The organism is Nocardia higoensis (genome assembly GCF_015477835.1).
Lineage (GTDB): Bacteria > Actinomycetota > Actinomycetes > Mycobacteriales > Mycobacteriaceae > Nocardia > Nocardia higoensis_A.
The window spans coordinates 987,295-1,003,799 of sequence record NZ_JADLQN010000001.1; the positions used below are offsets into that span (position 1 = coordinate 987,295).

Below are 16,505 nucleotides of genomic sequence, written 5' to 3' on the forward strand. Positions count from 1 at the left end.
CCTCACCGGTAGAGCGGCGCACCGACAGGCCCGCGGGTGCGATGAATGCTCAGCCACCTGTCAAGTCGACCGGGCGTCCGTTCAGTGGCTGGGCGGGGCGGTTGTTGTGCGGGAACAGCGCTCGAAACCGGGCGACTTCGTCCGCGCCGACCGTGACCCGGTTCCGCAGTACCGTCCAGGCGACGCCTTCGGTGCACGGGGGAGTGGTGAGTGAGCCCGTGTATCGGAACTGAGTGAGATCAGCGGGCAGGAAGGTGCGCAGATCCACCGGGCCGAGGGCGCGTGTGTCGCCCGTGTGCGGCAGATCGGTCAGGACCGAGGTGAACGGCGAGTGCTGCCCCACGGCCAGCAGTACGGCGAGAACGGCCAGACCGCCGGTGGCGTCACTGTGGACCAGGTGCAGTTCCATATCCGCGAACGCCCCGTCGACGGTGTGTTCGCTCGGCGCATGGAAATGGAACTGGGACAATGCGAATTCGCGCCCGCCGATGACGATCCGCTGCTTGCTGTCCGCGGGGAGGTTCGCCTGCACGGTGTGTCCGGTATTGACGAGTTCGAGGGCGGAGACGGGACCGTAGACGATGTCGATGTGCTCGGCTGTGTCGACCGGGGTGTGATCGGCGAGGTCGATCGGAGACTGTGTGGTGCCGCGTCCGCACACGGCGTAGCCTCGGTCGATCTCGGCCCAGTGGTCGGGCCCTTCGGCTTCGTAGTCCCAGTGCGGCGGGCTCGCTTCGTCAGCCTGGTTGGGTGGGAGTCCGCAGCCGGTCAAGGCGAGCAGCGCCGCCGCGGCGAGCAGTCGACGGCGGCCGATCACCACGCGAGAGGACGAAGGGGTCGGCACCGGATAACTCCTTGCGGGTGACGCGAACAGCCGCACCGCCGGGAATCTCGCGCACACACGACTGTCACGTCCGCACCGCGCAGGGCGAGCAACAGTGCTGTCCACGAAACGCGTGATGTTCGTGAACAGAGCTATGGCAATGCAGTTGGTTGTCTGACGCCTTCCGACCCTACGCCGCGGGCTCCGGCGTTGTCAGGTGAGGACGGCGGCGATCTGCATCACAGGAATCCGTGGCACCCCAGCTCCCGGCAAGCCGGATCGCTGTCACCCATCCGTGCGAATGTACGCGCGGCAACAATTCGGCACCGAGAAAGCTCCGCACGGTGCCGCACGGTGCCCGGCGGGAATGGCGAGGACACGAGGAGTCCGCACGAGTTCGGCCACATCGGCGCGCCACAGCCGGCGGTTTTGTCGCGTCGGGCAACCCCCACCTTGCGATGTCGACTCGCCTTCCGTTCGTTACGGTCTCGTCTCGCATGTCGTGCTAGCTTTGCTCACCGAAGCGATCTGTTCCAGCTGTGAATCGGCAATTGTGGAGAACTCATCCCCTCCTGGAGGTCGAGATCGTGACTCGTCCCTTTCGTCGTTTTCTGGGTGCGCTCGGCGGTGTGGCATGCGCCCTGCTGGTGACGACACCGGCAACCGCTGAACCGATTTATCCGTTCCCGGATCCCGACCCGTTCTACGCCGCCCCCGCCGATCTGGCGGCGCACCGACCGGGCGATGTGCTCGACGTGCGGGTTTTGCCACCGTCGATCTTCTTCCCCGGCGCAACCGTCCGGCTGGTCAAGTTCCGTTCCACCAATTCACACGGCGCACCGATCGCGGCGACCACCACCATCGCCACTCCCGCGGGCCACCGCCCCGGCGCACCGCTGCTGTCTTATCAGCATTTCATCAATTCACTCGGCACCGGGTGCGCGATAACGCGCCAGCTCTACAGCGCCGACCCCAATCTGTCGATCATCCTGCCTGCCTTGGGCATGATGGTGCAGCAGGGCTGGAGTGTGTCGCTGCCGGATCATCTCGGCCCGCAGTTCGCCCTCGGAGCCGGGCGTTTGGGTGGACAGATCACGCTGGACGGCGTCCGGGCGGCGAAACAACTGCCCGAACTCGCCGTCGCGGACAGCCCGGCGGTGCTGGCCGGCTATTCCGGTGGTGGCCTCCCGACAGCATGGGCGGCCGCACTGCAGCCGTCCTACGCACCCGAGTTGCGGCTCGAGGGCGCGGCCATCGGCGGGGCCCCGTTCAACCTGGTTTCGATGGCGAAGGGCCTGGGCGACAATCCCCACCCGGCGTTCGGGCTGGCGATGGCGACGGTCATCGGCCTCGAGCGCGAATACCCGGACCGGATGCGGGTCAGTTCGAATCTCAATCAGCGTGGTCTGGCGATGCGTAACGCGATGGCCAACAGCTGCACCAACGACATCATCGCCATCGGCGCCGGTGCCAACGCGCACGCGCTCGCCACAGGTCCCGCTGTCTTCGACCAGCCCGATGCCTGGGGTGTGGCGGCGGAGAACAGCGTGGAACTCTACGGCCGCGCTCCGGAAATTCCGATCTTCGAATGGCATTCGCCGACCGATCCGCTGATCCCGCTCAACGCCATCGACAACACCAACCGCCAGTGGTGCGCCGCCGGCGTGCGATTGCAGACGCAGTTGGTCCCCTCGTTCGACCATTTGTCCGCGGCGGTGGCCGGCGCGCCCGCGATGCTGGGGTGGCTCGAGGGCCGGGTGCGCGGCGAGCCCGCGCCCGTCACCTGCTGAGTCACAGGGACGAGAGCTTCGCCGAAGCCGACGACCTCACCGGAATCCGGTGTACCCGGCCGAACATGGGGTCGTCGGCTCGGTGACGTTCCGGTGAGCAGCGATGAGTTCGCGGCGCGCGGGAGGTCTACCCGGTTATGAGGAAACTGATCTACGGGTTCAGCGTGTCCCTCGACGGCTACATCAACGACCGCGACGGCACCATCGACTGGACCGACCCGGACGAGGAACTGCACCAGTTCCACAACGACAGGTACCGCGACATCGAGATCTCGCTGCACGGCCGCCGACTGTACGAGCTGATGGCCGACTACTGGCCGCAGGTGCCCGATGACGCACCGGGCATCGAACGCGAGTTCAGCGCGCTCTGGACGGAGAAGCCCAAGGTCGTCTTCTCCCGGACGCTCACCGAGGTCCAGTGGAACAGCAGACTGGTCAGCGAGAACGCGGTGGAGGAGGTCCGCAGGCTCAAGGCCGGAGGTGACGGCGTCATGGAGGTCGGTGGCGCGAGCCTCGCGGCCTCGCTGATGCCACACGGGCTCATCGACGAGTATCAGGTGTTCGTCTTGCCCGTGATCCTCGGCGGCGGCACACCGATGTTCCCCGCACTGGACAAACGCATCCGGCTCCGATCGGCCGAGACGCGACACTTCGACACCGCCGTGATGATGCGCTACCTCGTCGACTGAGGTCCGTTCAACCGCAGCAGCCCGCGTGCGAACGAGACCGTACCCAGGTGCCGGTGCAATGCGACGACCAATCGGATGTCACGCCGTCTGTCAGTCCGCAACGCACCGGGCGGCGGCCGATGCGATTGCCGTGAGCTGCGCCTCGAGGGCAGGGAAGTCGAAGGTCACCGTACTGGAGCGGAACTCCCGTCCGAGGCTGTAGAGGAGTTCCATCCATTCCCAGCTCCCGGCGATCTCCACATCGATCGGAGCGAGCTTCGCGCCGATCGCCGGTCCGGCCTTGTGCCGCAGGACGCGCAGACGCCATTGGCCGATGAAGCGCCGGAAGCGGTCCAGCGCCGTAACCGCCTGCCCAGTCAGTTGCGCGACCGTCGACAGTTGCGCATTCACCTCGTGCATCTGGTCGGCCATTCCGGACAGCCCGACGGCGGTCGCGTCGCACAGCACAGGCACAGCGTTCAGAGTGTGCGCGGGGGCCGTGCTGTCGACTACCTCGGCCGCGAAGGCCGCCACCATACTGTTGTACAAGGAAGCCAGCGAGATTCGGAACCGGAGCTCGGTCACCGCCGCGCGCAATCGATCCAGTTCGGGCCGCAATGTCTGGAGTGCGGCGACCGCTTCGCGCATGGGTTCGCCCATCACCGCAGCGATATTGCGCAATCCCGGATGCTCGTCGGCGACCTGCGCGGAGGCGTCCCTGGCCGCGGTGACGGATCGATCGATGCGCCGGGTGATGTCGCTGACCTGCGCGGCGGCGGTCATGAGTCGGTCGCACAACTCCTGGTATCCGCCCAATCGCCCGACCATCTGCTCGAGCCTCTCGTCCACCAGCGCGGTGCCCGAGAGCACGGCAGCGATGGGCCCCGTCGCGTAGGGCCGCGCCGACGTGGCCGACATGAGGTTCCCACGGGCGGTGATCTCCGCGGGCAGCGCTTCATGCATGAACTCGTCGTACGATTGGAATCCGTAGTGGTGCAGCGCTTCCTCGAGTCGGAGCACGCCACTCGCGGCCACACCGCGGCGGTCGCTGCCCGCCGCACTCGATGCCCGCTCCGCGATTCGCGCCTGGGTGTAGCTCTCCTCGGCGACATCGAAGTATCGGCTGCACGGTGCGAGGCGAACCGAGACGTAGCCGCCGGGCACGGGGCTCATCGCCGCGAACACCCAATAGGCCGTGCCGGCCCTGGCCTGGTTTCGCACGAACGCCCCGACCGGCTTGCCCACGGCGAGCCGGTCCCACATCAGCCGGAACATTCCGGCAGGCATATCGCGGTGGCGGACGATATTGTGCGGCTGTCCGGTCATCTCCTCGAGCGCATAACCCGATACCCGAGTGAAGACGGAATTTCCCAGGCCGATCACACCGCGTCGGTCGGTGGTGGAGAAGAACAGTTCTGTCGGCCCCAAGGTCAGACCGTCGACATCGATCGGCGAAACCTGGTCATCCGCGACATTCTTTGCATAGGTAAGCACCCGGCAATGGTAGGGCTACGACGATGAGGGTCGCCGATGAGGCAGGCGAAGCATTACCGCAGTGGTGACGAATAATGTTCGGAACAGCAAATATTCGACTGGATCCAGAGCCGTTCGATACCTGTCGCGGGGACCTGGGTCATCCGAATCGGGGACCCGAGTCCTATTCGGCCGGATATCAGCTATCGAGAACATGCCGAGGGAGTCCGGCGTGCGGATCACGTATTCCGGCGGCGAACCGGCGCCGCTACGATCGCCGGGATCGCGACGAAATCCGATCCGTCACCGCTTCGCCCACAGGAGGTTCCATGAGCCAGCACGAAGTCAAGATGATCATCCTGTCGACCGACGATCTCGATGCATCGATCCGGTTCTACAGTGAAACCCTGGGCATGCCGCTGAAGTTCCGCGACGGCGCCCACTTCGCCGCTCTCGACGGCGGCCCGATCACCCTCGCTCTCGCGACCGCGGTCGACCACCCCATCCCCGGCCAGGTCGTCGTCGGTATCAAGACCGCCGATGTCGACGCGGCGGCGAAGGCGATCGAGGCCGCCGGTGGCGGCATCGTGAAGGGACCCTACGACGACGCGCACGAGCGCCGTGCCGTGGTCTTCGACGACAAGGGCAACGGCTTGGTCTTCTACAGTCCGCTGGCCAGGTAGGACTCCGGCACCCACGTCACCTCCGTGGTGACGTGAGCAGCGCGTAAGTCTGCGTAGTCGGCGGATCGCAATTGAGGTAGCCGACTACCGCAGTGCGGCGTCCCGGCCTCGATGAGTATCAGGGATGTCCGGGAGGACCCGGACGAACCAGATTCGAGAGCCTGCCACGTGAGACCGGGGCGCTCAGCGATTCCCGCGATCTCGCCGAATCAGGCGTGCAGCGACATCGCAGAGGATGAACAATCATGAATCCGAATACGACGATCATGTTCTACAACGGGCAGACGGGTGCGGCCGGAACCGGTGTGCTGTCCCGCGGCCACTGGACACACCGCGACACCGTGACCGCGATCCCGGCGGGCTACACCCACGCCGCGGCCAGCCGAGACACCCTCCTGTTCTACAAGAAGGGCACCGGCGAGTGGGAGTCGGGCACCTTCACCGACGGGCTGTACGCGCGTCGCGAGTCGGGCAACGCATTCTCGGCGGACTGGTCACATGTCGAGGCGACCGCCGATACCGTGCTGTTCTACGACGAGAACACCGGGCACGCGGCGTCGGGACACCTCACCGGCGGCGTCTACCGGGAAGTGCGCGGATACGACGACTTCAGCCTCGGCTGGGCCGGCATCGCCGGATCCGCCGACACCATGGCCTTCGCCAAGAACGTCGGCACGGCGATCTGCCCAACTACATCCTGGCCTTCGGCTCGCTCACCGATGGCACCTACTCCCACCGCGGTGAGATCGGCGATGCGGTCGGCACCGACCTGACCGCGACCACGGATTCGCTGCTGTTGCGGGAGACCTCACCGTCCAGCGACAGCTACCAGATCGCGAAGATGATCGGTGGCACCATCGGCCCCGTCCACGACAACGGCACCTCCGGCCACTGGGACCGGATCGGCCGGACGGCCGACAGCCTGTTCTTCTACAAGAACGACGGCACCGCGTGGACATCGACCTTCAGCGGCGGCAGTTACGCCAATGTCGGCCCGCTGCCTCAGGTTTCCTCGGGCTGGTCGATCATCGAAGGTGGCGTATGACGCCGTCGGCACATCGTGACTTTTCGACCGGGCGCCGTCGAGCCGCGGCGCCCCGTCAAGCGGGTGCCGCGGCTCGCAGGCGGGCGATGATTCCCTCGAGGTCTACAGCGAAGAGTTGGGGCCGGAATTCGTGACCACCGGGCACCTCGTGCGCTTCGTGCGGGATGCCGGCGTCGGTGAGGCGTCGACGAAATTCCCGATGGCCGGCCAATACCTGGGTTTCATTCGCACTGTCGAACCAGTAGATCGGGTCCGGGCTGGTGCCGGCGACGAGGAATATCCGTTTGTCGCGGTAGCTGTCGATCTGTTCGATCGGGTTGTCCGCGCTGACCTTGGCCTGATTCCAGAACGGTGCCCCATAGACTGTCGCGCCGCCCAGCTCCAACGCCGCCGAGGTCAGATTCGCCCAATGCACGACCAGGCCGAAGTCCCGACGCAGACTCGCCGGGCCGGAATGGCTGCTGACCGAGGCGAAATAGCCGTGGAACCGGGCTGTGTACTTCAGCGCGCCGAAGCCCCCCATCGAGAATCCGGCGACCGCGCGACCGTCGTACTCGGCATAGGTGCGGAAGTTCGCTTCGATCCAGGGGACGAGTTGGGCGATGTGGAATGTCTGCCAATTTCGCGGACCCACGAAGGAGCCGGTCGGGTTGGAATACCAGCCCGCTCGGCCACCATCGGGCATGACGACGATGATCGGTTTCCCGGCGGTCAGTTCGCGGATGCCCAGAGAGTCGAAGGTGCGGAAATCCTGAACACCGCCGTGGAGCAGATAGAGAACGGGATAGGTGTGTCCGCTGGTGTGGTAATCATCGGGCAGCAGGACGTTGACTCCGGGATTCCAGCCGATCGCGTCCGTCCGGAATCGGTAGTACCACATGCGCGGATCGTTCTCGTTGCGATCCACGATCGACAACCCGAACCCGTCGCTTCGTCCGAGGAATATCGCGAGCATCCCACCCGCGGTTGGTTCGGTGATGCTGTTGGCCGCGGCGATGAGCGGCGCGAGGGAGGCGTCTGCGTAGTAGCGGGCCGCCAACTCCGACAACGTGTCCCCGGCGAGAATCTCGTGCCGGATGAGATCGGGGACGATGAGCTGCTGTCCCGCGGCGACGGCGTCGGGTTCGGCGAGGCCGCTGGCGGCGGCGATGAACACGGCGAAGGAGGCGTCTGCGTAGTAGCGGATCGCCAGCCCCGACAACGTGTCCCCGGCGACGACCTCGTACCGCGTGTAGCCGGGGATGAGGAGCTGCTGTCCCGCGACGACATCGTAGGGTTCGGCGATCCCACTGGCAGTAGCTATGAGCCGGTGCAGTTCACCGTCTCCGTAGTGGCGGATCGCCAGTGCGGACAGCGTTTCTCCGGCCGCAACCGTGTGAGTTCCAACCATGCGAGACACCCCTTTGATAGCAGTTCGCTCTAGTGTCACGGGTGGCGGTGCGCGATGTCCACGAAATTGCTGAATCCGATAGTCGAATCGAAATATCCTGCAGCACAACGCGATGCTCGACCACGAGCGCGACGCGGTCCGACCGGTCGGTGCTGTGAAGTGAAGCGACTCGAGCGCCCTACCGGGGGCGAAATAGTGGCGTGACTCACATGATTACCCGGAGAGTTCGCAAGGAGTAGAGCGATCACGTACCGCTGCGAGAACCTCGGCCATCCGCGGAGCCGATCGAAATACGAGCGGGCATGGGCAATCGGGGTCAGCCGAAGTCGGCAGGCCCGGCCGGGAGGCGGGTCCCCCTGTCACCAGGGCGATCGGTCGGCTGATCCAGCCCCCGGCGAACACAACACGAGTTCACTCAACGTCAGGTGGCTTCCCCGGTCGTGGCGGTGGTGACGGTATCTGTTGTTGTGTTGTGGGACAGGATCACGAGATTGCCGATTTTACGGCCGCTGTCGATCCGTCGATGCGCTTCGGGCAGCGCCTCGAGGCTGCCGACGATCTCGACCAGCGGATCGAACGCCCCATTCGCGACAAGATCGAGAAGCAGTGCGAAGTCTTCCCGGCGTTCGGGCACCGGCCCCGCGATCACGCGCCCGCGAGCGGTCACCGTGTCCGCGAGGCCCGCGACCGCGAGGATTACTACACCCTGAGCGTCGGCGAGCTGGAGTCCGTCGGCACGGCTGAGGTTTCCGACCGCATCGAAGACGACATCGAAGCGCTCGCCGAGCCCGGCAACCGGCGTCTGGCGGTAGTCGATCACCCGTGCCGCGCCGAGACGGCGCAGCAGATCGTGGTTGGGACTGCTGCTCACCGCGGTGACAGTTGCCCCGAAGTGCACCGCCAGTTGCAGCGCCGCTGACCCGACCGACCCTGATGCTCCGTTCACGAGTACCGTCTGCCCGGCACCCAACCGCGCGCGGTCGCGTAGGAAGTACAGGGCGGTGCTGCCACCGAAGAGCGCGCCCGCCGCATCCGAATGGGACACGCCTGCGGGCAGCGGGATGATCGCGGTGACGGGCACCGTCACGTACTCGGCGTGCGCACCGAAGCGGGCGCCGGTCATTCCCGCGACCGCCTCGCCCACCGATAATCCGGTGGCCCCGTGGCCCAGGCGCTCGACCTTGCCCGAGAACACCATGCCGGGAATGCTGCGACGAGGCCCACGCAGGCCGATTCCGAGCCTGGCGAGAAGGCCGAATCCGCGCGGGAACCGGCCCGCCCGAATCCGCGCGTCGCCCGCGGTCACCGCCGCTGCTTCGACTCTGACGAGCACTTCGCCTCGACCGGGGACCGGGATCGGCGCAGTGGCGATCCTGATCCTCTCCGGCGGCCCGTATCGATCGATCATCGCCGCCCGCATCTGTGTTTCCATGACGCTCCTTACACATGTAAGTCTCAGTAACCGGTAAGGTACCCTTACGGCCGTAAGGTGGCAAGGAGGCGGGACAGCATGACGGCTCGGCAGCCGCTCAGCGAGGGGCGCATCATCGCAGCCGCGGTCCGTGTCGCAGACGCGGGCGGGTATGCGGCGATCAGTATGCGCAATGTCGGCAAAGAGCTCGGTGTCGAGGCGATGTCGCTCTACCACCACGTCGCGAACAAGGATGCGTTGCTCGACGCGCTGGCGGACTGGGTGTTCGCGCAGATCGAGCTGCCGGAGGCTGAGATGGGGTGGCGCGAGGGGCTGCGGTCGCGGTCGGCATCGGCCCGGGAGGTGCTGGTAACGCATCCGTGGGCGCTGACTCTCATCGATTCACGGACGAATCCCGGCCCCGCGCTGCTCAGGCACCATGATGCGGTCATCGGATGCATGCGCCGCGGCGGGTTCTCGATCGATCTCGCGGCCCAGGCGTTCTCCGTGATCGACGCCTATGTGTACGGTTTCGCGCTGACCGAGCGCAATCTCCCGTTCGACCCGGGTAGCAGCGATCAGGCCCTCGACCTCGCCGCCGACATGATGCCGGCCCTGACCGACTACCCGCACCTGACCGAGCTCGTGCAGCACCTCACCGGGGCGGGGACGTATTCCTTCTCCGACCAGTTCGATGCAGGGCTGGACATCATCTTGGACGAACTGGAGCGGCGACTCGCCGATTCATAGGACAGGCGTGCCCTTCGATCCCAACTCGTTGATGAGCTCCGGATCTCCGATACCGATCACGACCCACCGGTCGTGATCGTCGCCGGCGGCGGGCTGTGGGGATGCTCCTGGCGAGACGTGATTCCGGCGTTGGCCGCCGCCGAACACACTGCCTATGCCGTCGATCTGCCCAGTCAGGGATTCACCGAACTGCACCGCGGCGACTTCGCCTACGACCTGCCCGCGATGGCGGAGGCGCTCACCACCTTCCTCGACGCCGAAAAGGCACCGGCCACACCACTGTTCACCACACCGGCCCCTGGGTGAGTTGGCGACCGCTCTGACCACCCGCTCCTTCTACGCCGACAATATCCGCACCGTGATCGACTGTGCCGCGCAATGGCCGCTGGTATACGCCTCGTCCAGACTGGACAGCAGTCTGCCGAGGTCACGACCGCGGGCGATGAACCCGCGGAAGCGCAGCGAGTCATCCACCCGCTCACGCTCTTCGGCCTACCGACAGGACCGGCGCACCAGGCCCCATGGTCGACCGCAATTTCTGCGGACTGCTTCCGAGCGAATCGGCCTGCGACGGTTCGACCTACGGGACTGCTGTGAGGGCGGCCGATACCGTATCGGTGACCGCGCGCTCGGCTTCGGCGGCGGTGCCGGGATGCGTGTAGTAGTCAACCCAGAACACGTCGGCTCCCCGACGCACCACTGCCGAACCCGACGCGGTTCCGCCCTCGCCCTCGTCCTGGACCGCCAGACACGCCTCGTCGCCGAGATTCGATGTGTCGCGGAAGAGGCCGCCGATGGCCGAGGCATCGCAGGACCAGGCGTGGGCCTCGGCGGCGCGATCCGCACCCGAGTGCCACCCGATCCGGCCGTAGCGCAATACCCGCACGTGCAGGAATCCGTAGGTGTCGGCGCGGGGCACGGTGCGGTCGTCGGAGCGGAAATCGCATACGGCGTCCGAACCCGAGGAATAGGTCGTGTCGGGCACAGGAAGGGCACGGGGGACCAGCCGCTGGAAAAGGTCGGGTCCGAGCGCCGCGCGCAGATCGGGCGGTACCGTGGCGGCGGGGTCGGCGTCCTCGATGACGTCGAACAGTGCCGGCAGCGCCGCCGAGACGACGACGGCCCCGACGATGAGGGCGATGGCGGGCCGCCACCCCCACGTGCGGCGCGAATTCGACAGCGACATCTCCCACTCCCCGCGAACTCCGGTCCCGGCGCGAGGTACGCATCCCGGACGGCTCTGTGAAATCTGTTCGCGGAGAAACGATATCGCAAGGAAGTAGCAATCCGAACAGAGGCTTGCGCCGCTCACCGGCGAAAAGTGTGCGCCGACAAGGCCAGCACCACGCCCGTGGCAGCCTCGGCGAGCGCGTCGCGTTCCACCGCGAGCCTGCCGTCGGCCCAGTCCAGGTACAGCGCCACCAGCGCCCCGCTCAGCGCGGTCGCGATGATCGCGAGGTCGTCCTCGGCGGCGGGCACGAGGTCGGCGGCGCCTGTGCCGAGTGCGGCGACCGCGCGCAGAAAACCCGGCACCCGTCCGGCGCTGTGCGTGCGCAGTGTGTCGTCGCCGAGCGGTTCGCGCAGCAGGATGCGCGCGCGTCCGGGATCCTCTTCGAAGTAGGCGGCGCAGAGCTCGAGCGCGGAGCGGATCGCCGCGGGCAGGTCCGCGGTGGCGTCGAGTCGGCTCATCCGTGTGATCAGTCCCGCTTCGGCACGGTCGTACACCTCGAGGACGAGGTCTTCCCGGGAGTCGAAGGCCTCGTAGAAGTACCGCGGGCTCAGGTTCGCCGCCCGCACGACCGCCCGCATCGTCACCGCGGCGACACCGCCGTTGCCGAGCAGTGCCGCGCCGGCATCGAGCAGCAGCTCGCGCCGGTCGACGGCGCGGTCCCGCAAGGTCTGTCCGCGCCAGACCCTCGGCGTGCTCGCCGTGCCCGTTTCCCGCCGCGTCTGACGCATTGACATCACCTGATTCTACATGAATCATGTGATTCACATTCGGGTGTTGCCCAACGGAGAGAACCCGAGCGGAGACGAGGAGTCGGCATGTTCGACGAAGAAGAATTCCAGCGGTCCCTGGACCAGCCGCGCCTGTCGCACCCGGTGCCGGAGTTTCTGGAATCCAATCGCGCGGTGCCGATCCGCGCGATCCCGGAGGCCGAGTTGCAGGCGACGACCAAGACATGGTTCGTCGACTTCGCGGCGAAACTGGACTACCTGAGCGAGAAGCACGACACCGACGTGACCTGGCTGATGGGCTGGGCCAAGCGGTACTGGTGGAGCTTTTTGGTGCGCGACATGAGCATCAACGACGAGCTCTACACCCAGGACATCCGCTACACCGACGTCACCACGTTCGGCCGCACCATCGTCGGCATCGACGAGTTCGTCGAGTACAACTTCGCCTTCTTCGACGCCATCCCGGACTGGCGCTACGACCCGTTGCCGGACCAGGCCTACATCGACATCAAGCCCGACGGCACGGTGCGCACCGTCATCCGCTACATGGGCAGCGGCCACTGGTCCGGCCCGCTACGGCTCTACCCCTACGACAAGTCCGCGCCGACCATCTACGGCACCGGCCGATTCATCCAGGCGCCCGCGGTGGACCGCTACCACTTCACCAAGGACGGCCTGATGGAGGAGGGCGAGACCCTCTACGACTTCCTCGACGGCGTGCAGCGGGCGGGCATCCTGCCCCGCGACGACAGCTGGCAGTTCCGCACGCTGATGGCGGCCTCCAAGATCCCGGCGGCCACCAGGAAACTGGGCAAACGACTGGGTCGCTGAGCAGCCGCGGCGCCCTGGGGCTAGCACACACCGCCCGGGGCGCCGCGGCAGGGGAGTCGTCGCCAAACCCCAGGTGTGGGAGTGGCTGGCAACCGCATCAGTGCGACAGGTCCCGCCCAAACACGGGACCGAGGCTGGGCTTCGGTCATTCGACTTCATCCGTCCGGATCCCGCGCCGACCGACTACCTCGATGCCGCTATCGAGCCCGCTCCCTGGCCACGCCGCGACGAGCCACGGCAGAAGCCCGAACCGCGGCCATGGTCAGCCAGTGAACGCCCCTACTCCACGCCCAGTCCACGGCGACGACAGCAGATTCGCGCCCGGTGGCTACGCCGGTGAATTCTGGCGGTGTGATCTCGCCTGCGGTGGAGGGCTTCTCGTGCTTCCCAGAGGTGTCCACGGGGCAGTGACATGATCTGATGGATCAACGTCCAAGCAAGGGGAGGGCCACATGAACCAGTTGCCGATGCTGTCCGCTGTCCAGATCGCCGCGGAGCGGGTCCTGCTGCGCAAGGCGCGCGACGCTGACCGGGAAGGGCTCATCGAGCTACAAACTGACCCGGAAGTCTGGGCCTACATCGGAGCCCCGCGGCTGAGGGAAGACGCCGAGCAGCGCCTCGACGCGATCGGCGGCGCAGCCAACGCGACCGCCACTCCCGGCCACTTCATCATCGCCGATAAGGCCACCGACAACCTGATCGGAACATTCGAGCTCAAACGGCGTGCCGCCGACGAGCCCGGCCACGTCGCCGAAGACGGCGAGGAGCTGGAATTGGGTTACCTGATGCGGCGCGACGCCTGGGGCGCGGGACTGGCGTTCGAGGCCGCCACCGCCGTATTACGCGCAGCCGCAGACGAGCTCCCCGATCAGCCGGTCCTCATCGCGACCCAGACCGCCAACAAACGCTCGCTCAGACTCGCAGCCCGCCTAGGATTCCAGCCGGTCAGCACCTTCGAATGGTTCGACGCTGGACAGACCCTGTGCCTAGCCAGCCTGCACTCGTTCAAAGCCTGAATGGCAGGTGACGCCACCATGGCCCCATCAGTAGCGTCGTAGATCCGCAAGATAGATCCGAACACCCGGGACTGCTGCACGAGTTGGTGACATCTGATCTGTGGTGCCGTGGGGCACTGCTGGAAGGATGGACACCGTGCCCAAGCCCTATCCCAAGGAGTTCCGCGACGACGTCGTGCGGGTCGCTCGCAATCGAGAGCCCGGCCAGAAGCTCAAACAGATCGCGGCCGATTTCGGGATCAGCGAGTCCTGCCTGGCCAACTGGATGAAGACCGCAGATGTCGAGGACGGTATTTCCGCTGGAACGACCGCCGCCGAGAATGCCGAGTTGCGGGAAGCTCGGAAGCGGATCAGGTTGCTCGAGCAGGAGAACGAGGTCCTGCGGCGGGCGGCGGCGTATCTGTCGCAGGCGAACCTGCCGGGAAAATGATCTACCCGCTCGTCCGCGAGCTGGCCGCTGACGGGATTCCCGTCGCGGTGACGTGCCGGGTGCTGAAGATCGCGCGCCAACCGTATTACCGGTGGCTGGCCGATCCGGTCACGGCTGCTGATCTCGAGCAGGCGTATCGGGCGAATGCCTTGTTCGATGCTCACCGCGACGATCCCGAGTTCGGGTATCGGTTCCTGCTCGATGAAGCAGCCACCGCGGGTGAGCCGATGGCGGCGCGGACCGCGTGGCGGATCTGCTCGGTCAACAGGTGGTGGAGCAGTTTCGGCAAGAAACGCGGTGCCAACAACGGCCGCTCGGGCCCTCCCGTGCATGACGATCTGGTCGCCCGGAACTTCACTGCTGATGCGCCGAACATGTTGTGGCTCATGGATATAACGGAACATTTTACCAGTGAAGGGAAGCTCTATCTTTGCGCGGTCAAGGACGTGTTCTCCAACCGCATCGTGGGGTATTCGATCGATTCGCGGATGAAGGCCCGCCTGGCGGTCGATGCCCTGTCCTCTGCTGCGGCCAGGCGCGGCGCGGCTGGTGAGCAGGTCGCCGGCTGCATCGTTCACAGTGACAGGGGGTCGCAGTTTCGGTCCCGGAAGTTCGTTCGTGCCTTGCGCTCTCACGCGATGGTCGGGTCGATGGGGCGGGTCGGTGCCTGCGGTGACAACGCGGCGATGGAATCGTTCTTCGCCCTGCTGCAGAAGAACGTCCTCGACCGCCGGCCTTGGGGCACTCGTGGTGAGCTCCGGATCGCGATCGTGACGTGGATCGAACGGACCTACCACCGCCGCCGACGCCGAGCAGGTGCACGGGCAACCCTCGCCGGTTCGACGGCTGCTGCTTGGGGCGCCGCAGTCGCGTGGTCGGATTGTCGCGAGGATCGAGGACCCGGTTGTCCTCGGCGTGCAGGTACAGCCGCCGCAGGCTGTCGATGACGTGGCGGATGACATCGTTGCCGCCGCGGTCACTGCGGCGGATCACCCGTACCTGTCGGATCTGCTCACACAAGTCACGCAGGTCCGCGGTCGTCGGCTCGGTGAGGGCCTTCTCGGCCCACCCGGCCTGAGCGAGAATCTTGTTCCAGTAGGTCGACAGATGATCACGCGTCTTGCCCGCAGGGATCGAGGCCGCCACCACGGGGATGTACTCGGCGAACGTGGGAACCTGGTGCGGCGGGCCGGTGCGGGTGAGTTCGTCGACGGTGACACCCAGCCGTTCCATCATCATCCGCACCGCGGTCACATCGGCGTCGGTGCGCGCGTTCACCGGCCACCCCCTTCGGCGAAGCGGCGAGCCAGGATATCGTCGAGCACCTGCGCCGGGTAGACCACCAGCAGCCCCAGGTCGAGGTCGGCGGCCAGCAGCACCCGGTCCCCGATCGCGATGCCCGCCGCCTCACGCGCGCGAGCGGGCAGCGACAAATACCCGCTCTTCCACACGCCTTGCTTGCCGAAGTTGCGGCGATTGATCACGACCAGTCCACCCACGACCCGCCACGACAACAGATCGCCAGGCACCCACCCCAACGCCGCGAGTGCCGCCCGGTCACCGATACGGCCGTTGCCGTCGACGATGCGGATGCTGTGCACGGCCGTCCGCCGAGACGATTGCTCAACATTCGCCAGAGGTAGGCCCCGGTCGGCGGTAGCCAGGCCTGGAGCGCCGGCGAACACCTCACCGATGAGTGATGCCTGAACAGGCGGCAGTGTGTCATCGACCACAAGTTTCACCCCCTTGGGAGGTGAAACCGCAGGTCGCGACGATCGGAGAAAAATGAGTGTCAGGACAGTGTCTGGACACCGGATTTGGTGCAGTTCTGCGCAGTTCTTGTGTCCGGAGGGGGACTTGAACCCCCACGCCCTAATACGGGCACTAGCACCTCAAGCTAGCGCGTCTGCCATTCCGCCACCCGGACCGGTGATGCTCAGCAAGGTTATCGGATGCGGCCGTGTGGACCAAATCGCGGGTCGGACGGGCGGCAGCGAACAACGTCTCCCCAGTTCAGCGCCTCAAAAGATCGAGGAATGGGGACCGCGGGCGGGTCGGGGCGAAGTGACCGAGCGCGGGGCCGGTCGATCACTCCATCAACCGGCCCTGTCAACGCCTGGTACCGCCACAGCTCTCCGGACGTCGGCTCTCCGGACGTCGCCTCCGCGGCAAACGTCGATGCTCACTTCGGGGGCTTCACCATCGTTTTCTCGCCCACCGGGGAACAATACGGCGG

At 66.3% G+C, this 16,505-nt stretch carries 17 protein-coding genes, 1 tRNA gene and 1 pseudogene; 10 read left to right on the forward strand and 9 right to left on the reverse strand.

The genetic code is table 11. The features are described from left to right. Positions 1 to 49: 49 nt before the first annotated feature. Positions 50 to 844: a carbonic anhydrase gene (locus IU449_RS04530; RefSeq protein ID WP_324188090.1), complete on the reverse strand. Its 795-nt coding sequence runs from the start codon at positions 842 to 844 to the stop codon at positions 50 to 52. A gap of 566 nt (positions 845 to 1,410) precedes the next feature. Between IU449_RS04530 and IU449_RS04535 the strand changes: the two genes are divergently transcribed. Continuing rightward, positions 1,411 to 2,613, forward strand: coding sequence for a lipase family protein (locus tag IU449_RS04535; RefSeq protein ID WP_195000675.1), 1,203 nt, complete (start codon positions 1,411 to 1,413; stop codon positions 2,611 to 2,613). A 137-nt stretch (positions 2,614 to 2,750) separates the two neighbouring features. Beyond that, positions 2,751 to 3,302 (forward strand): dihydrofolate reductase family protein, encoded by a 552-nt coding sequence (locus IU449_RS04540; protein ID WP_195000676.1) that lies wholly within the window; start codon positions 2,751 to 2,753, stop codon positions 3,300 to 3,302. A 90-nt stretch (positions 3,303 to 3,392) separates the two neighbouring features. Here IU449_RS04540 and IU449_RS04545 read toward each other — a convergent pair whose 3' ends face one another. Continuing rightward, a complete protein-coding gene (locus tag IU449_RS04545) occupies positions 3,393 to 4,775 on the reverse strand; it encodes a PAS domain S-box protein (protein WP_324188091.1) in 1,383 nt (460 codons plus the stop codon). 308 nt (positions 4,776 to 5,083) lie between these two features. On the opposite strand from IU449_RS04545, the gene IU449_RS04550 reads away from it, so the two are divergent. The 3 genes from IU449_RS04550 (at position 5,084) to IU449_RS04560 (ending at position 6,482) form a co-directional block, all read left to right on the forward strand. Then, positions 5,084 to 5,437, forward strand: coding sequence for a VOC family protein (locus IU449_RS04550; protein ID WP_195000677.1), 354 nt, complete (start codon positions 5,084 to 5,086; stop codon positions 5,435 to 5,437). 245 nt (positions 5,438 to 5,682) lie between these two features. Further along, on the forward strand, positions 5,683 to 6,210 hold the full coding sequence (locus IU449_RS04555) for a hypothetical protein (protein ID WP_195000678.1): 528 nt from the start codon (positions 5,683 to 5,685) through the stop codon (positions 6,208 to 6,210). 23 nt (positions 6,211 to 6,233) lie between these two features. Then, positions 6,234 to 6,482, forward strand: a complete 249-nt coding sequence (locus IU449_RS04560; RefSeq protein WP_195000679.1) for a hypothetical protein — start codon at positions 6,234 to 6,236, stop codon at positions 6,480 to 6,482. Between the two features lie 55 nt (positions 6,483 to 6,537). Here IU449_RS04560 and IU449_RS04565 read toward each other — a convergent pair whose 3' ends face one another. Further along, the gene (locus IU449_RS04565; RefSeq protein WP_195000680.1) at positions 6,538 to 7,872 is read right to left on the reverse strand and encodes an alpha/beta hydrolase-fold protein; all 1,335 of its coding nucleotides are present in this window, start codon (positions 7,870 to 7,872) and stop codon (positions 6,538 to 6,540) included. A 421-nt stretch (positions 7,873 to 8,293) separates the two neighbouring features. Further along, entirely contained in the window at positions 8,294 to 9,304 is a 1,011-nt protein-coding gene (locus tag IU449_RS04570) for an NAD(P)-dependent alcohol dehydrogenase (protein ID WP_228803701.1), read from the reverse strand. Positions 9,305 to 9,382: 78 nt separating this feature from the next. Here IU449_RS04570 and IU449_RS04575 point away from each other — a divergent pair, with 78 nt between their 5' ends. Together IU449_RS04575 and IU449_RS04580 are read left to right on the forward strand one after the other, a co-directional pair. After that, positions 9,383 to 10,033, forward strand: coding sequence for a TetR/AcrR family transcriptional regulator (locus IU449_RS04575; protein ID WP_195000681.1), 651 nt, complete (start codon positions 9,383 to 9,385; stop codon positions 10,031 to 10,033). A 72-nt stretch (positions 10,034 to 10,105) separates the two neighbouring features. After that, a complete protein-coding gene (locus IU449_RS04580) occupies positions 10,106 to 10,339 on the forward strand; it encodes an alpha/beta fold hydrolase (protein WP_195000682.1) in 234 nt (77 codons plus the stop codon). 30 nt (positions 10,340 to 10,369) lie between these two features. On the opposite strand, the gene IU449_RS04585 is transcribed toward IU449_RS04580, so the two are convergent. From IU449_RS04585 to IU449_RS04595, 3 genes are all read right to left on the reverse strand, one after another. Next, positions 10,370 to 10,507: a hypothetical protein gene (locus tag IU449_RS04585; RefSeq protein WP_195002577.1), complete on the reverse strand. Its 138-nt coding sequence runs from the start codon at positions 10,505 to 10,507 to the stop codon at positions 10,370 to 10,372. Positions 10,508 to 10,613: 106 nt separating this feature from the next. Next, positions 10,614 to 11,219 (reverse strand): hypothetical protein, encoded by a 606-nt coding sequence (locus IU449_RS04590; protein ID WP_195000683.1) that lies wholly within the window; start codon positions 11,217 to 11,219, stop codon positions 10,614 to 10,616. Between the two features lie 122 nt (positions 11,220 to 11,341). Then, positions 11,342 to 11,998 (reverse strand): TetR/AcrR family transcriptional regulator, encoded by a 657-nt coding sequence (locus tag IU449_RS04595; RefSeq protein WP_195000684.1) that lies wholly within the window; start codon positions 11,996 to 11,998, stop codon positions 11,342 to 11,344. 81 nt (positions 11,999 to 12,079) lie between these two features. On the opposite strand from IU449_RS04595, the gene IU449_RS04600 reads away from it, so the two are divergent. The 3 genes and pseudogenes from IU449_RS04600 to IU449_RS04610 form a co-directional block, all read left to right on the forward strand. Next, positions 12,080 to 12,823: a nuclear transport factor 2 family protein gene (locus tag IU449_RS04600; protein ID WP_195000685.1), complete on the forward strand. Its 744-nt coding sequence runs from the start codon at positions 12,080 to 12,082 to the stop codon at positions 12,821 to 12,823. Positions 12,824 to 13,275: 452 nt separating this feature from the next. Then, positions 13,276 to 13,839 carry a GNAT family N-acetyltransferase gene (locus IU449_RS04605; RefSeq protein ID WP_195000686.1) on the forward strand — a complete coding sequence of 188 codons (564 nt, stop codon included), beginning with the start codon at positions 13,276 to 13,278 and terminating at the stop codon, positions 13,837 to 13,839. A 136-nt stretch (positions 13,840 to 13,975) separates the two neighbouring features. Further along, positions 13,976 to 15,099 (forward strand): annotated as a pseudogene (locus IU449_RS04610) (IS3 family transposase); the annotation flags it as partial. A gap of 444 nt (positions 15,100 to 15,543) precedes the next feature. On the opposite strand, the gene IU449_RS04615 reads toward IU449_RS04610, so the two are convergent. Together IU449_RS04615 and IU449_RS04620 are read right to left on the reverse strand one after the other, a co-directional pair. Next, positions 15,544 to 15,870 carry an AbrB/MazE/SpoVT family DNA-binding domain-containing protein gene (locus tag IU449_RS04615; protein ID WP_195000687.1) on the reverse strand — a complete coding sequence of 109 codons (327 nt, stop codon included), beginning with the start codon at positions 15,868 to 15,870 and terminating at the stop codon, positions 15,544 to 15,546. A 241-nt stretch (positions 15,871 to 16,111) separates the two neighbouring features. Beyond that, positions 16,112 to 16,196 (reverse strand) — tRNA-Leu (locus IU449_RS04620). Between the last annotated feature and the right edge of the window lie 309 nt (positions 16,197 to 16,505).

Excerpts from the sequence above, each read along its gene's own strand:
- IU449_RS04565 (WP_195000680.1), bottom strand. The coding sequence starts at position 7,872 with ATGGTTGGAACTCACACGGTTGCGGCCGGAGAAACGCTGTCCGCACTG.
- IU449_RS04600 (WP_195000685.1), top strand. The coding sequence starts at position 12,080 with ATGTTCGACGAAGAAGAATTCCAGCGGTCCCTGGACCAGCCGCGCCTG.
- IU449_RS04550 (WP_195000677.1), top strand. The coding sequence starts at position 5,084 with ATGAGCCAGCACGAAGTCAAGATGATCATCCTGTCGACCGACGATCTC.
- IU449_RS04575 (WP_195000681.1), top strand. The coding sequence starts at position 9,383 with ATGACGGCTCGGCAGCCGCTCAGCGAGGGGCGCATCATCGCAGCCGCG.
- IU449_RS04570 (WP_228803701.1), bottom strand. The coding sequence starts at position 9,304 with ATGGAAACACAGATGCGGGCGGCGATGATCGATCGATACGGGCCGCCG.
- IU449_RS04590 (WP_195000683.1), bottom strand. The coding sequence starts at position 11,219 with ATGTCGCTGTCGAATTCGCGCCGCACGTGGGGGTGGCGGCCCGCCATC.
- IU449_RS04605 (WP_195000686.1), top strand. The coding sequence starts at position 13,276 with ATGAACCAGTTGCCGATGCTGTCCGCTGTCCAGATCGCCGCGGAGCGG.
- IU449_RS04595 (WP_195000684.1), bottom strand. The coding sequence starts at position 11,998 with ATGTCAATGCGTCAGACGCGGCGGGAAACGGGCACGGCGAGCACGCCG.
- IU449_RS04540 (WP_195000676.1), top strand. The coding sequence starts at position 2,751 with ATGAGGAAACTGATCTACGGGTTCAGCGTGTCCCTCGACGGCTACATC.
- IU449_RS04555 (WP_195000678.1), top strand. The coding sequence starts at position 5,683 with ATGAATCCGAATACGACGATCATGTTCTACAACGGGCAGACGGGTGCG.